The 16,279-nt window shown below is 38.5% G+C and carries 9 protein-coding genes; 3 read left to right on the top strand and 6 right to left on the bottom strand.

Annotated elements, in window-relative coordinates:
• Positions 1 to 10 precede the first annotated feature (10 nt).
• Complete coding sequence (locus tag LVD15_RS16725; protein WP_233776367.1) at positions 11 to 5,815, bottom strand: G8 domain-containing protein; 5,805 nt, start codon at positions 5,813 to 5,815, stop codon at positions 11 to 13.
• 354 nt (positions 5,816 to 6,169) lie between these two features.
• Between LVD15_RS16725 and LVD15_RS16720 the strand changes: the two genes are divergently transcribed.
• Both LVD15_RS16720 and LVD15_RS16715 read left to right on the top strand, forming a co-directional pair.
• A complete protein-coding gene (locus tag LVD15_RS16720) occupies positions 6,170 to 7,414 on the top strand; it encodes a spore maturation protein (RefSeq protein WP_233776366.1) in 1,245 nt (414 codons plus the stop codon).
• Between the two features lie 40 nt (positions 7,415 to 7,454).
• Positions 7,455 to 7,907: a DUF7832 domain-containing protein gene (locus LVD15_RS16715; protein WP_233776365.1), complete on the top strand. Its 453-nt coding sequence runs from the start codon at positions 7,455 to 7,457 to the stop codon at positions 7,905 to 7,907.
• Between the two features lie 48 nt (positions 7,908 to 7,955).
• Here LVD15_RS16715 and LVD15_RS16710 read toward each other — a convergent pair whose 3' ends face one another.
• The gene (locus tag LVD15_RS16710) at positions 7,956 to 9,743 is read right to left on the bottom strand and encodes a hypothetical protein (protein WP_233776363.1); all 1,788 of its coding nucleotides are present in this window, start codon (positions 9,741 to 9,743) and stop codon (positions 7,956 to 7,958) included.
• 50 nt (positions 9,744 to 9,793) lie between these two features.
• Positions 9,794 to 12,025, bottom strand: a complete 2,232-nt coding sequence (locus LVD15_RS16705) for a Tex family protein (protein ID WP_233776361.1) — start codon at positions 12,023 to 12,025, stop codon at positions 9,794 to 9,796.
• A 213-nt stretch (positions 12,026 to 12,238) separates the two neighbouring features.
• Between LVD15_RS16705 and LVD15_RS16700 the strand changes: the two genes are divergently transcribed.
• Positions 12,239 to 12,805 (top strand): TlpA family protein disulfide reductase, encoded by a 567-nt coding sequence (locus tag LVD15_RS16700; protein ID WP_233776360.1) that lies wholly within the window; start codon positions 12,239 to 12,241, stop codon positions 12,803 to 12,805.
• On the opposite strand, the gene LVD15_RS16695 is transcribed toward LVD15_RS16700, so the two are convergent.
• From LVD15_RS16695 to topA, 3 genes are all read right to left on the bottom strand, one after another.
• Positions 12,802 to 13,065, bottom strand: a complete 264-nt coding sequence (locus tag LVD15_RS16695) for a hypothetical protein (RefSeq protein ID WP_233776359.1) — start codon at positions 13,063 to 13,065, stop codon at positions 12,802 to 12,804. The genes LVD15_RS16700 and LVD15_RS16695 overlap by 4 nt on opposite strands.
• Before the next feature lie 146 nt (positions 13,066 to 13,211).
• Positions 13,212 to 13,913 carry an SIR2 family NAD-dependent protein deacylase gene (locus tag LVD15_RS16690; protein ID WP_233776358.1) on the bottom strand — a complete coding sequence of 234 codons (702 nt, stop codon included), beginning with the start codon at positions 13,911 to 13,913 and terminating at the stop codon, positions 13,212 to 13,214.
• 3 nt (positions 13,914 to 13,916) lie between these two features.
• Positions 13,917 to 16,232 carry a type I DNA topoisomerase gene (gene topA / locus LVD15_RS16685; protein ID WP_233776357.1) on the bottom strand — a complete coding sequence of 772 codons (2,316 nt, stop codon included), beginning with the start codon at positions 16,230 to 16,232 and terminating at the stop codon, positions 13,917 to 13,919.
• Between the last annotated feature and the right edge of the window lie 47 nt (positions 16,233 to 16,279).

Below are 16,279 nucleotides of genomic sequence, written 5' to 3'. Positions count from 1 at the left end.
TTCTAAACTTTTAGTTTTCTAATGCATAATCAGGGTTAATACCAAAGTCATTTTGATTTGCCGGTGTATTTGCATTTCCAACAAAAAGGGTTTGACTCACTGAAAAATTAGTAGGCTGTAAATTTAAAGCAGCCACAGCTGGCGATGATGAATTTTGTCTGACTAGCGTGAGAGAACCTCCGGTATACTCAAATCTACTTCCTGTATTCAGCACTTCCAGCACCCCTCTTGTTCCATTAACAGGGTTACGAGTACCCAGTAATACATCACCACCACTTTGCTCATATTTCAAAACTCCTGTAGTAGCTATTAATGATCTACGAACCTGACCACCCACTATCATGCTACCACTCACAACTTTGATAATAGCATTACCTGATGCGGAATATTCAATATAATTATTGCCATTACCTAGCCCCGTATCCATATTCAAGGCACCTCCATTTATTACAAGGCCACCATCTAGCAATATGCCGGTATCATCTCCGCTCACTTGCGCTAGCCCATTATTGATTTGTAAAGTAGCTACTGCAGGGATCTCAAAATTGTCATCACCAGTGTTTAAATCCAGTTCAATATCAGGATGATCAACCACAAAAGTACCTTGTGTAAGCTCCAATGCGTTTTTTACACCTGCACCACTAGTAGGTCCATTCAAAACAAAGTTAGCCTCCATAGTAACAGAATCCTGCACACTGGCTTTATTCACCTTTACCCGATACAACTCTGGAGTAATTGAAGAGGCATTTGAAAAGGAAACACTTCCCTCATTAAAAAACTCTAAGATGGCATTGTTATTAGGAGCATCACCATTGTATAAATCAAACGCTGATGAACTTGAATTGACTGATTCTATTTCCACATTTCCACCTACTCGAATGATATGCTCAAAGCCCTGCTGGCTGTCATTTTTCACAAGCAGTCGAGAGTTATCATTCCCATTACCATCTTCCAGTCTTAAATCTCCCTCTATGGTAACAGTAACCTCTCTCACATCTCCTATTTCAAAAGTACAGCGGTTTTCTTGCCAGGTTATACGTAGGTCTTTCTTTATTGTAACATCATGATTAGCTCTGAAGCGGCAAGACCTGTCCATTCGTAAAAAGCCATTAATTACAATAGGCTGAGAAGTTATTAAAATTCGATTGTCATCATCATTATTTCCATTTCCACTTTCAATTCGCACATTAGGATATTCCTCTATATCGGCCAGCATATCAACTACCTGGTTATCAGCATCAATATCAAAAAGGAAATATGCATACTCATTTTGATTAAACAACCCTAAATCAGTATTGGATGTGATAGTAGGCACTTGCGAAGCACGAACTGCAAAATAAAGTGTACCTCCTCCTGAAACGATACCTAAATCATGGGTAGCCGTTCTATTAGTCATGCGCAATCGAGGGCCAAAACCGCCGTTTGATCGATCAAATATCAACTTAGCTACCTGAATATCAATGTTAGCATTCACCCAGCCTCGATCATTACTCTGACCGTAATTTTGAATAATAGCAATATCTCCTGCCTGAGGATAATCATTCACTCCATCATCTGAGCCATTGGCATTAGTAGTCCACTTAGTGCCATCATTCCAGTTTCTTACCCCCACATTAGTATTATAAAACACTTCCGGTGCTCCAACAAAGCGGGTATTTTCACCTGCAGTATAACTGGCATTCTCAAGTGTAAAACCATTATCTAAAGGCCCGTTAAACACTATACGATTATTTGAAGTATTAACCCCTTCATTTTCAGGAATATTGTCATCTTCATAATTTCTGGTAAAAGGAGTGTCATCTAATACTTTTCCTGCTACAAAAAAAGCCTCGTTAGCAGAGCCATCAAGATCCTGATCATAATATTTAAAAGTATAACTTACTGTAGGCAGTGTACTAAACCCAAAATAATCTACCTTCCAATAATAAGACAAGACGTCTCCCTGATTTTGTGTAGTACTTAAAATTTTATCTACCGGACGAATGGTGATGTACCCATCATCATTGAAATTACTAATACTTACCTCTGCAGGCACGTAACGAGAACCGGGTTCACTATTGGTTAAGCCCTGACCAAAATGATATTTAAAAGTGCCATTTCTATGGATATACATTGATATTCCGCCATCAGAATCCGCTCCATTGGCAACTATCATATCTCTTACTGAAGATCCACCTCGGGTAAAAGACTTTGACTCATCCAGATAATCAATCTTAAGGTTATTATCCTCAATATTTAGGCGACCATTAGAATATTCTAAATATTGAATATACAAGTCACTATTAAGCGTAACTATATTATCCACCATGTAAAATTTCAAATTCCCTATCATGGCAGTGTCAGCAGTAAGCACCACTATATCAGTAGGAGTACCCTGATTAGCAGCCATTTTTAACTGATCATTATTACCATTAAATTGAGAATCAGGCGTAGCATTTTCTCTATTATAAACGGTAAGCACATCATAATTAACCAGCGTATCACAATTCACCAGAATACTATGTCTACCTTGATCTAAAGTGCCACTTAGCACTTTAAAGGCTTCACCATTAACTCTGAAAAGATTATTATTATAGCCGTTATATTCACTGCCCGTTTTACCCGAAGCTAAGCTCACCACCTTACCATGAGGCTTATCTATAATCAGGTTATAAAAAAGCTGCTGATCTGAAGCTGCTCCTCCACCATCAATATTTAACAAAAAAATAAGAGAATTATCCGTTCCATTAATAGTTAAGGTATTCCTTTTGCTCTCATTATATATATAGGAAGCTCCATTTTCAATCATTAAATCACTGCCCACCTCTACATTATAACCATTATGATCAAACTCTACTCCACTTCTGATAGTCAGATCATTGAGCACTCGTAACACGGGATTATTGATAGTTGTATATTGACCAGCCACCGCACTACCAGAAGTAGCCTCCTGCAAGTCTACCTGTGTTGCAGATCCTCCTTGCTTGCTCATCTCTACATTCCAAAGCGGTATACTACAGGATATCACAAAATTATTATTAGTGTTATTAACGAGGTGCACGGTACCACCAGACACTTCATAACGCCCTTCTGCTGAATTAATAAATAAGCCACCACCATGATACTGGCCTGAAGCATCACCTGTATGATCTGCCAGCGCTCTTGCTCCTGATACATACAAATGCCCACCAGTCATTTTAAACACACTTTCTGGTAAATGAATACTGAATAATCCATAATCTGCGCTTACTTCACCAGGCTCAGTAGAATTACCTCTCACATACACTTCTCCTCCGTTTTGGATATATGAGCTATTGCCTGAGCCACCGTCAGTAGATCTTATCTGAGAAACATTTACCGTGCCTCCATCTATTTGCACTTCTCCACTTTGTGCATTCCAAAACACAATACCTGCACTATTTCTGGTTCCTAAAAAGCCATATGAAATTCTTAATTGTCCATAAACAGACATGGCTTGATTACCTGATCCTGTGGAAAGCCCAACGGCTCCAGATGGTACTTGCGAAACATTACTAGCCGTAGAATAGACAGAAACATCTTCTCCCGCAATCCATAAAGCACCTTTACTTCCTATAAAATAATCACCACTGCCTCCTGCTTCAGCCCCTTCTGTAAGCGTAGGTATATTTACCTTACCAGCTAGTTTTAAAGTACCATTTTTAATGAATAGAGCTTTTCTAATTTCAGGATTATCATGAGTAAACTCACCTCCTACACGGCCTCCAACATTATTAGGACCATACAGTTGAAAATTAGATGCTTGAGTAGCATTAATTTCTAATTCATAAGTTTTATCCGTCCCTTTATCTACAATTAAGTTATAGAAATCAGTAACTCCGGCGAGGTACGTATCATTATCATGACTCCCTTTAAAGGTGACCGTAACCGCACCGTTAGTTGCAAACTGATTATACAAAGGAGCAGATAGGTTGGTAAATCGGGCTGATCCTTCATTTGTAAAATCGCCATATAAGACTAATTGGTGAAATATATTATGATATTCTCCCAAAGCGGGCATGTCTCCGGGTATGGAAAATGATCCTATAGTATTTCCTTGCCCCACAGAAATGCCTCCTGAATTTCTGACTTCAAGATTATGGTATACTTCCACCCTACGCGCAATAGGCGAAGAATCATTATTAACCTGAAAATCACCGTTTTGAATTAATAAATCACCATTGATTTTATAGTCTGAAGTTAATACAGCATGATCAGAACTTGAATTAAGGTCAATTATTACATCATTGAACACACGGTCATTATTCAGCTCTACACCTGCTCCATAAATCCTAACAGTACCTCCTGAAAGACTATCAGCAAACAGCGTTACATCTCCGTTAGGAAAATTATCAACGATATTACCACCTTCATTATACCCTCTAATATGAACTGTGCCTTGACCTGCAATAGTTTTAAACTCATGCCCACTGGTATTGTCAATATCAAGCTCTCCGGTCACCTCTAAACTACCGGCCGCTGCAGCGTCTGCATCCATAGTAACCATTCTGCCCGATGTAATGACCACGTTATCTGAAGCAGAAGGCACTCCTCCGGCAGCAGGCACCTGGTCCGGCACTACAGCCCCATCCAAGGTCCATGTAGTAGGATCATTCCAATTACCTGAAGCATAACTATACCAGGTTCTGTTAGAAGCACCACTCACCGGACTTTCCACACTATTGGTCGTTCCGAGAGTATAAATGCCATCTGTTAAATCTGAATCAGACAGCTCAAATATCATTTCACTACCTACAATCCTTTTTGAGGAGGCAGATAAATTAACCACTTCATAGCTGGTTCCTGACCATTTTAGTAGCTCATAATTATCATAATTACCACTGGGATAATTAGAAAAGCCATCTTCAAAATCAAAACTGATAGTAATATCCCCTGTTCCGGTTTTATCAAGAAACCAGGTCCTGCTCCACCTTTCATCTACTCCAGTTCCTAGATCAGTGGTAGAAACAAGATTAGTCAAATCATTATGTCCAAATAACAATTCAAAATTAGAAGTACTACCCTCTATAGAAACTGTAATATCTGCAGAAGAACTAGAAGCAACCACATCAGATGCCCTTACTCCGACACCCGCCACGTCTATCCTGTGGCTTCCATTGGCTGCTAAACCACCAATATAATAATCATTCTGATCCATATTGATCCCGTACTTCGAACTCAAATAGTTTTCAACTATTATCAATTCCAAATCTGAAAGGTCATCAGAATAAATTATGAGTTCCGCTAAGTCTAGCTGGCTAAATTCATTCTCAGCCTCAAAACGCCCCAAGGCAGCACCTGCAAATGAAGTGAGCTTAGAAACAGAAACATTAGCTCCAATCTGCGCTCCATTTTGATGTATATCTCTTTGAGATGATGACAAACGAAACGCAAAAACACCGAAATCTGGAGAGGTGGCATCTATAGCAGAACCTGCTCCTCCGGTATAAGCAGCATTAAAGTCATTTCCCAATTGATGAAAATGCAAGCTGCTCCCATTAAAATAAGGATGGAAATTTTGATTAGATCCGGAGGTGCTTCCGGCCATAATTACATTTCTGCCACTAGCCCGCCTGGCAGCTACAGCTATTACAGTGTAATTAGTATTTTCAATGGCGCTACCATCAATATTGAGATAGTCATCTACGCCATCAAACCGAACTGAATTAAATGAATAATTAGGATCTAAGTTTGATTTAAATAAAGGTCTTGAATCATATATTACCTGTGTAATATTATTTGCATTTACAGACCTATCATCCCAAGAATCAACGATCGAATTATTTGAGTATGATAAAACCGAAGCATCATACCACATTTGCAAATATGAACCCTCAACCCCTCATGGAACGCCCTGAGCACACACTTCACCCCCTAGCAACACTACTAGAAGCAAAAAAACCAACCTCTTCATGACTAAAACTCATTACAGAAACAGTACTATTACCAACTAAAATAACATTAAAGAAGACTTTAAACCTGAAAGCACATCATGTAATATATAAATCATTTTTAAACATTAATTAATTCATTATTACACATTTATGTAACCATTTTGCATGCACTTATAGACAGAAAAAGGAATTATTACCCTTTACTATTCAAGGGATATTAAAAATTAAGTTGTATTATTCAGCCAAGTTGATAATTTCGTTAGCTCAAATAATATTTTATGGTTCTTAATTACCTCTGGATTGCCTTTTTTCTTATTGCATTTGTTATTGCACTTTTTAGACTTATCTTTTTTCAGGACACAGAGATCTTTCCATCAATTGTAAACTCTACTTTTGAGATGGCTAAAACGGGATTTGAAATCTCCATCTTCCTCACAGGAGTGATGTCTTTATGGCTGGGTCTCATGAAAATTGGAGAAAAAGGCGGAATGGTTAAAATCCTATCTAAGCTAATAGGCCCTTTTTTCAGCAGACTTTTCCCTGACATACCAAAAGACCATCCTGCTACAGGTGCCATAATCATGAACTTCTCTGCCAACATGCTTGGGCTAGATAATGCCGCCATGCCTATTGGCCTAAAGGCAATGCAAGAAATTCAGGAGTTAAACCCTAACAAAGAAGTAGCCTCTAATGCCCAAATCATGTTTCTGGTACTCAATACAAGCGGGCTATCCATTATCCCTCTTACCATTTTGGCCGATAGATCAGTGCAGGGCGCTGCCAACCCTACTGATGTTTTTCTTCCTATTTTATTAGCCACCTTCTGCAGTACGCTGGTAGGACTAATCACCGTAGCTATTTATCAGAAAATTAATCTTTGGGACAAAGTAATTATGGCCTATTTATTAGGCTTCACAGCATTTATAGTAGCATTAATTTATTATTTTACCAGTATTCCTCAAGAACAAGTTAGCACTATCTCCATAGTAGCTAGTAATTTTATTATATTTACAATTATTATTGGCTTTATAGTACTCGGAATAAGGAAAAAGATCAACATCTATGAGACCTTTATAGATGGAGCAAAAGAGGGTTTTCAGATATCAATTAAAATAATTCCATATCTGGTAGCCATCTTGGTAGCCATAGGAGTATTCAGAGCCAGTGGAGCTATGAATTATTTATTAGCTGGTTTAGAATATTTATTTGGCCTTACAGGCATGAACACAGACTTTGTAAAAGCTTTACCCACAGCACTTATGAAGCCCTTAAGCGGCAGTGCTGCCAGGGGTATGATGTTAGAAACTATTGAAACTTATGGGGTAGACTCGTTTACCGGAAAGCTCGCAAGCGTATTAAGAGGTGCAACCGAAACTACTTTTTTCATTATAGCAGTTTATTTTGGATCAGTGAACATAAAAAAAACCAGGTATGCCGTTACAGCAGGCTTAATTGCCGACTTTGCCGGAATCATTTCAGCTATTCTTTTTGGATATCTATTTTTTCATGGCGATTCCATTTAGCTATATTTCAAACAAGAACAAACTTAAATAAGTATTTCATATGACGAACGACAAGAAGGCGAACATTCAAAAGAACATTTATGACAATGCTAAGAGTCATTTTTTGGGTAATTTCCCAGACTCACTGCCTATAGAACAAGCTTATGTACATATTGGAATGTACCTGGGTTGGGTTATAGAAAATGAATTGTATTCAGAATACTTCGAAGAAGAAGCTGAAATGCAAATTTTCCGATTCAAGAGAAGAGAGATATCTTGTACTATCTTAAGTGAAATATGGGATGGGTACTTAGGTTATGAGTTATTCAACAAATCAGGAAATATGTTTACCTACTATTACTATGGTGGTGGCCTTTTTAAAAATGATTACGATGAAGTACTTGTAAAAAAATTACCTTCTATTTATCACGTAAACGATTCATGGGACAATTACGAAGCTATCAAAAACAGAATAGACGTAAGATTCCAAGATTGGAAAAAACTTATAGGATAAACTCCTGAAACACTAAAACAATAAGGCACCAATGGTGCCTTCATTTTATCACTCTACCTCACTACCCTTCTTATCCAGAGTTGTAATTAACTCTGAACCGTCTTCACTCTGACTCAGAATTTCTAAATTACCCGAATTACTATAAAGCAGTTGATGAGGTTCTACCTCCAGACGAATACTCTTGGTCCAGGAAAGACCATCTACCTTATACATTTTACTTACCTGACCTATATAGGCATCACCTTCCGGCTGGTAAAACAAAACGAAGTTGACCTGACCACTTTCATCGGCTACATTAAGCACTTTTATAGTCTTTAAAGAATCCGTTTTAAAGGCTTCAGACAGATCAATGACCACTTTATTATCAGCCTGCATTTCCTGACCTATAAAAGCATAATAGCCCGCGAGCCTATCCTTTTTTAAATGAAGGCCTGCGGTAACATTTTCTGCTACCACTCTAGGGTGATAAGCGTGCTGCAGTGAATCCTCCCACAGGAATAATGGAATGGAATCATTAGCACTAATAAGCCATTTTGAGCGAGAGAGTAAGCTATCATATAGACGGCTTTGCTTCTCATATTCCAATTTAGCAAATACCGCACGAGCAGCCACATAATCAATTAGGACACTTACACTTTCATAAGTTTTAACTGCCCAATCATAATAATTAACAGCTTCTTCTTCAATATTTAAATCATTTATAGAGGAAATTAACACAGCAAGGCTATCCGTTAAATCTTTCCTTTGTTCCACTACCTTCAATTGATAAGCGACATTCAAAGAATCCCTATAAGCCCGCGTATCTAGTAACTGCGAGTAATATCGCAACTCAGTCAATTGATAATTAAAAACAGCAACTGGCAGCGCCTTCTTATCTATAGAATTCAGTCTGTTCTGAAGTGACTCCGTACTGATTGTTATAACCAGATCAGACACTGAAACAGAGTCTACAGTCACCTTCTTATTTAAGGCAGCCAAGCGCTCACTGAAACTCATTATTTCAGCTTTTAATGGAATAACTTCATCTTTAATGACCTTACTAACATCAGCCGTCCATTGTGTATAATCCCATACTTTTATATTCTCTTCCTTAAAATCTGCTGCCGATGTGCCATCCTTCTTATAATCATCAATAGGAACCCGCACTAATGATTGATCATATTGCACACCTCCTATCTTGCCCAATGTAATTTTATATAAATCAAAATATTTAACACTCTCATCAAAGCTTTTCTTGATTTCCTTCAGACTTACCAAAACGCTATCATGCTGCTGTAACAGCAGTGACTTAGTTTCCGGATACTCATTTCTTAGGCGTGAATAGACCTTTTGAGCATTAAGATAATGGCGTTCCATAGTCTTATAATACTGCAAGAGAGTATTAATATGCTCTTTCCGCTCTTTTACTGCTTCTATTTTCTTTTCTATATCATATTGAACATCCGCCAGCTTAATACCAATTTTACCCGTACGAACATCTCTTCGCTCATAGGCCTGATAATAATCATCATGCTTGCGAACCTCTTTATCATCAAGGAAGCTTAAAGTTTTTTGGTAAAATAAAAGGGCAGAATCAAGCAGATTTAGTCGGCCTTCGGTTTCTGTGAGCACATCTTTTTGGGCTGAAATATACTCATATAACATGGCCATTTGAAAATGAGCATTGGCATGATCTGAATTCTTATCGTCAGCTAAAAAAGTACGCAGAAATGGCTCTGCCTCCTCATACCTTTTAGTGCTAAGTAAAGCATACAGATCATCATATTTCACCTTTTGAGCTTGGGTTTCAAAAAAGGTGCATAAAAGAAAAAGGGATAAGTAAATTGATTTTTTCATATTTTGACCAATTAAACTTATCCCAATATAGTATTAATATTTCTATCCGCCTATTTAAAGAGGCCTTTCAGCTGACTGAGCTTATCCTGAAAATCTCCATCAGGAATATTCTCCTGCCTTTTTCTCTTAGGCTTAGCAGGCTGCTTACCAAAAGGATCACTCTTCATAGATAATGCGATTCTTTTTCTATTAAGATCCAGCTCTATAACCGTAACCTTTACTTGCTGCTGCACCGTTACCACTTCAGCAGGGTTTTTCACAAAAGAGTCTGATAAGTGACTCACGTGCACCAACCCATCCTGATGAACACCGATATCAACAAAAGCCCCGAAATTGGTAATGTTAGTTACTATTCCCGGCAGCTCCATACCTATTCTAAGGTCTCCTACACTATTAACGCCTTCCTGGAAGTTAAACACCTCAAAAGTATCACGCGGATCTCTACCAGGTTTGGTAAGCTCGCCCATGATATCATTTAAAGTAGGAAGTCCTACCTGCTCGGTAACATAACTCTTAAGGTTTATTTTATTTCTCAGGGTAACATCACTTACCAAATCCTTAACATCACAACCAAGATCTTTGGCCATCTTCTCTACAATATGATAACTCTCCGGGTGAACAGCAGAGCTATCAAGAGGATTTTCTGCTTCTCTAATTCTCAAGAAACCAGCAGCCTGCTCAAAAGCCTTAGCTCCCAAACGAGGTACATCAATCAAAGATTTTCTATTCTTGAAAGGACCGTTTTGATTCCTAAACTCTACAATAGACTTTGCCAATTGTGGTCCTAAACCAGAAACATAGCTCAAAAGCTCTTTACTTGCAGTATTTAACTCTACTCCTACTGAGTTCACACAGCTCATTACCACATCATCAAGACCATGCTTCAACGCATTTTGATCTACATCGTGCTGATACTGTCCTACTCCTATAGATTTTGGATCTATCTTTACTAGCTCTGCCAGAGGATCCATTAACCTTCTACCAATAGATACAGCTCCTCTTACAGTAACATCATGATCAGGAAACTCATCTCTTGCTACTTCTGAAGCAGAATACACAGAAGCTCCACTCTCATTTACCATAATCACCATAATGCTTTTTGGCAAACCTAAGCCTTTCACAAAGCTCTCAGTTTCTCTACTAGCAGTACCGTTACCAATGGCTATAGCTTCTACATCATATTTCTCACACAAGTATTTAACTAAAGCACCAGACTCGGCCACTCTTTTTTGAGGCTCGTTAGGGAATATAGCGTCGTTATGAAGCAATTTACCTTGCTTATTCATCACCACTACTTTACACCCTGTTCTAAAACCAGGGTCTAAAGCCAATACATTCTTCTGACCTAAAGGAGCCGCTAATAATAATTGACGAAGGTTATCTGAAAATACTCTTATAGCCTCTTCATCAGCCTTATTTTTTGAGTTAATGCGAATCTCTGTTTCCATAGAAGGCTTCAGCAACCTCTTATAACAGTCTTCAGCAGCCATCTCTACCTGCTTACTTGCCTCGTTATTTCCTTCTACAAAGTTCTTTTTCAGGATCTGATGTGCAGAATCATCCTCAGGAGCTATATCAAGGGTAAGAATCATTTCCTTCTCTCCTCTTCTCATAGCCAAAAGTCTATGACTAGGCGTTTTAGAAATAGGCTCATCCCACTCGAAATAATCTTTATATTTCTGTCCTTCTTGCTCTTTGCCTTTAATTACTCTGGAAACTATAACAGCATCATTTTCAAATAACTGACGCATGCTCTTACGCACTTCCTGATCTTCGTTGATCCACTCTGCGATAATATCTCTGGCTCCTTGAAGGGCTTCTTCCGGGCTGGCCACTTCTTTTTCTTCACTCACATATTCTGCAGCAAATGCCTCCAGATCAAAATCTTCCTGTTTAAAAATACGCTCTGCCAGCGGCTCCAATCCTTTTTCCTTAGCCTTAGTAGCTCTGGTTTTTCTTTTAGGCTTGTATGGCAAATAGATATCTTCCAACTCAGCCATAGTTTCTGCCATATTAATGGCTTTCTCTAGCTCAGGTGTAAGCTTCTCTTGTTTCTCTATAGATTTTAAGATAGCCTCTCTTCTTTTATCAAGATCTCTGAGCTGCTCTGCGCGGTCTCTGATGGAAGTAATAGCTACTTCATCTAAGCTGCCGGTCATTTCTTTTCTATACCTGGAAATAAAAGGTACGGTAGCCCCTTCATCAAGAAGATCAACTACTGAAACCACCTGCTTTTCACTCACTCCTAGCTCTTGAGCGATGATTGAGATATTCTTATCCATTGTTAATGTTTATAGGTTATTCGATTTTGAAGCCGACAAATTTATAAAATATTGGTGTACCTGAAGGACCTGTCAGTCAAAAGTTATACACATCATGCATTTACGTTTGTCAGCAAGATGTTTTATATATAAATTCTTTTAGTTAAAAAGATGTTAAGGTTATAGATTAGCCTTTACCACTGTAACTTTGGTTCAAATTTACGTTTATATAATATGAAAAAACAGCTCAGCGAATGGCTTTTGATGATAATTATTATCGGTGTACTATATTTCACCGGATGGTATAAAGATGTAGCTGTATTTCTCCAAAAAGGCCTCTTGCTTACCGGCGCTTTTGATGCTGACACCGAATATGTGACCAAAGAAAAAATTGATTATAACCTTACCTTAAAATCTACGCAAGGCGATACCCTGCACCTTTCTGAGCTAAAAGGAAAAGTCATTTTCATCAATATGTGGGCTACGTGGTGCCCGCCATGCAAAGCAGAGATGCCAGGAATAGAAAGCTTATATAAAGATTTTACTGACAGCACTGATGTAGCCTTTGTAATGCTAGCCTTAGACTCTGAAAACAGAGTAAAAAGCTACCTAAAACATTTTGGATACACCTTTCCTGCATACACCCCTATGGGCGGACATATACCTGAAATATATAGGCCTAGTTCCATCCCTACCACATTAATCATTTCACCAGAAGGTGAATTGGTGGCTAAAGAAGTAGGAATGAGAAATTATGACACTAAGAAGTACAGACGTTTTCTTAACAAACTTGCCAATTAGTTATCTTCATGCGGATATCTATGCCGGTAGCTCGCAAGCCAGTCTCTGTATAAATCAGGAAACCGGGGTTTGATCTCTAAAGCCACCTCCACATCCTTCTTTTCTTCTTCGGAAGTTACGCGTTTGTAAAATTGCCCATCATGGATATCATAAATGATTAATCCATTATTTGTAAGAATCTTAAATCTGCCCTTACGATATTGGTCTATATCCAATATTTCTCTGTCCGTAGTTTCTATAAACTTGGGAAACTTTCTCATAAAAACTTGAAAGTAAATTTAACAGCTTATTAATGTTAGTTTAGGTTGAGTAGGTTGGTTAGTTGGTTTAATGATATTACTAGATTTTTTCCTATTAATCAAGAAAAACTCCAATATTAATAAAAAAAAACTTACTATAAAATAAACTAAAGGTATTGAGAAATAAGCTGTTTGCGCACTCGCTCCACTCCAGAGCTGGCCAATTCTTCAAATAGAAATAAATTAGGTTTTTGTTGTACTGTTGGAATCTTACGATCAACTATAAACTTGGGGATATCATCATCAACCAGATCTAATAGGCCCGCAGCGGGGTAAACATATAGGGAAGTGCCTACTACAATAAAAAAATCTGCCTCATAAGTTTCTTTGGCTGCAACCTCCATCATAGGCACCATTTCGCCAAACCAAACTACGTTAGGCCTTAGCTGGGAACCTCTTTCACATTTATCACCGATTTTAAGCTCCCAGTGATCCATATCATAAACAAGGTTTTCATCTAATGTACTGCGTGATTGAAAAAGCTGACCATGCAAATGAATGACTTTAGAAGAGCCAGCTTTTTCGTGAAGGTTATCAATATTTTGGGTAATAACGGTTACATCAAAATGTTCTTCCATGCGCACCAGAGCAGCATGCCCCTCATTGGGCTGAACATGAAGTGCTGCCTTTCGCCTTTGGTTGTAAAAATCCAATACCAGCTCTCGGTTCTTTTTCCATCCCTGAGGAGAGGCCACTTCCATAACATCATGCCCCTCCCATAATCCATCGGCATCCCTAAAAGTAGGAATGCCACTCTCAGCACTAATGCCGGCACCGGTCAGTACTACTACCTTTGGCTTGGAAGACATATTTTATTTTGACTTTTTCTTAGCCCTCCCTTTTTTGGCTGGTGCCTTCTCTGCTAACTCCAGGCATTCTTCCAGCGTAAGCTCCTTAGGATCTTTGTCTTTAGGGATTTTAACATTTTTACGGCCGATTTTAATATAAGGACCAAACCTTCCGTTTAGCACCTGTACATCTTCATTCTCTTCAAATGATTTAATGAATTTGTTAGCATCTGCCTCTCTTTTGGCTTTAATGAGCTCTATAGCTCTGTCTAGTTCTATCGTGTAAGGATCTTCGTCTTTAGGTATAGAGACAAATTTATTATCATGCCTTACATACGGGCCAAATCTACCAATGTTAGCCTGTACGGGTTTCTCCTCAAACTCACCTAAATCTCTTGGTAGTTTGAACAGTTCTAAAGCTTCTTCAAGAGTGATGCTTTCTATAAACTGCCCACTTCGGAGGCTGGCATATTGTGGTTTTTCTTCTTCATCATCCCCTAATTGAGCCAAAGGACCAAACCTTCCTAATCGAGCAATTACTTTTTTACCTGTTTTAGGATCTACCCCCAGTTCTCTGGATGTCGGCACTGATGAACGCTCTATATTCTCAGTATTTTCCACCTTAGAATGGAACTCAGAATAAAAATCTTCGATCATTTTATCCCATTCCTTCTTGCCTTGAGCTATCTCATCAAAAAGCTTTTCTACTTCTGCCGTAAAGCTATAGTTAGTAACATTAGGAAAATGATCTACCAGAAAATCAGTAACTACCATAGCCATATTAGTAGGGAAAAGCTTATTCTTTTCTGTACCAGTTATCTCTGTAAGCTTAGTAGACTTAATCTCTTTATTTTTAAGCCTCACTACCGAATACTCTCTCTCTTTTCCTTCTCTAAATTCTTTAACTACATAGTTTCTCTTCTGAACAGTAGAAATGGTAGGTGCATAAGTAGATGGTCTACCAATGCCCATTTCTTCTAATTTTTTCACCAGGCTGGCTTCAGTATATCTGGCAGGAGGTCTGCTAAAGCCTTGTCTGGCTTTCATTTCATCCAATGTCAGCTGCTGACCTATCTCTAACGGAGGCAACATTCCTTTTTGGTCTTCTGCATCGTCCTCATCATCAGTAGATTCTAGGTATACAGAAAGAAATCCATCAAATTTCACCACCTCGCCAGTAGCAGTAAGATGCTGCGGAACGGTAGAAATACCGATAGTGGCGGTTGTTTTTTCTATTTCAGCATCGGCCATTTGAGAGGCGATGGCTCTTTTCCAAATCAACTCATATAAACGAAGGCCATTTCTATCTACAGATGGTTTTAAAACTGCAAAGTTAGTAGGTCTTATAGCTTCGTGAGCCTCTTGTGCAGATGATGATTTGGTTTTATATTTTCTTACTTTAACGTATTTCTCTCCAAAGTCAGCTTTTATTTCAGCCACAGCCCCGTTTACGGCCTCGTCTGATAAGTTTACTGAGTCCGTTCTCATATAAGATATCATACCAGACTCATATAGTTTCTGAGCTATGGTCATGGTTTGAGAAACAGAAAAGCCCAGCTTTCTACTGGCTTCCTGCTGTAATGTAGAAGTCGTAAATGGCGGCGCAGGAGATTTCTTAGAAGGCTTTTTCTGCAGATCAGTAATAGAGAACTCAGCATCTTTGCAGGCTTCTAAAAATGCAGTAGCTTCTTCTTCTGTATCAAATCTATGGGCAAGATCAGCATGTAGCTCTTTCTTATTTCCCAGATCAAAAATGGCAGTAATTCTAAAGCTTGATTTAGGCTCAAACTTGTCTATTTCACGCTCCCTTTCTACTACCAGCCTTACAGCTACTGACTGTACTCTACCGGCAGAAAGCCCTGTTTTAATCTTTTTCCATAATATCGGCGAAAGCTCAAACCCCACCAGTCTATCCAGCACCCTACGAGCCTGCTGAGCATTTACCAAATCTATATCAATACCTCTAGGCGTCTTAATAGCGTTTTCTATGGCATTTTTAGTAATCTCTCTAAAAACAATCCTTCTGGTTCTGGCATCATCAAGATTAAGAGCCTCTTTTAAATGCCAAGAAATGGCTTCTCCTTCGCGGTCATCATCACTCGCCAGGAAGATTGTCTCTGAATCCTTAGCTAATTTCTTTAAATCCTTAATAACGGACTTCTTATCGGCCGTAATCTCATAAGTAGGTTTAAAACCGTTTTCCTTATCAATAGCCTTATCGCCTTTAGGCAGATCTCGCACGTGTCCGTAACTGGAGGTGACCTTATAATCTTTACCTAAATAGCCTTCTATTGTTTTCGCTTTTGCTGGTGACTCTACTATTACTAAATTCTTCGCCATATAACTTCGCTAATACTCGTTGCCTAATTCAAATATCTATATTTTTT

Origin of the sequence: Fulvivirga maritima, from assembly GCF_021389955.1 — a bacterium.
Lineage (GTDB): Bacteria > Bacteroidota > Bacteroidia > Cytophagales > Cyclobacteriaceae > Fulvivirga > Fulvivirga maritima.
This window is presented reverse-complemented; position numbering and strand designations above follow the sequence as displayed.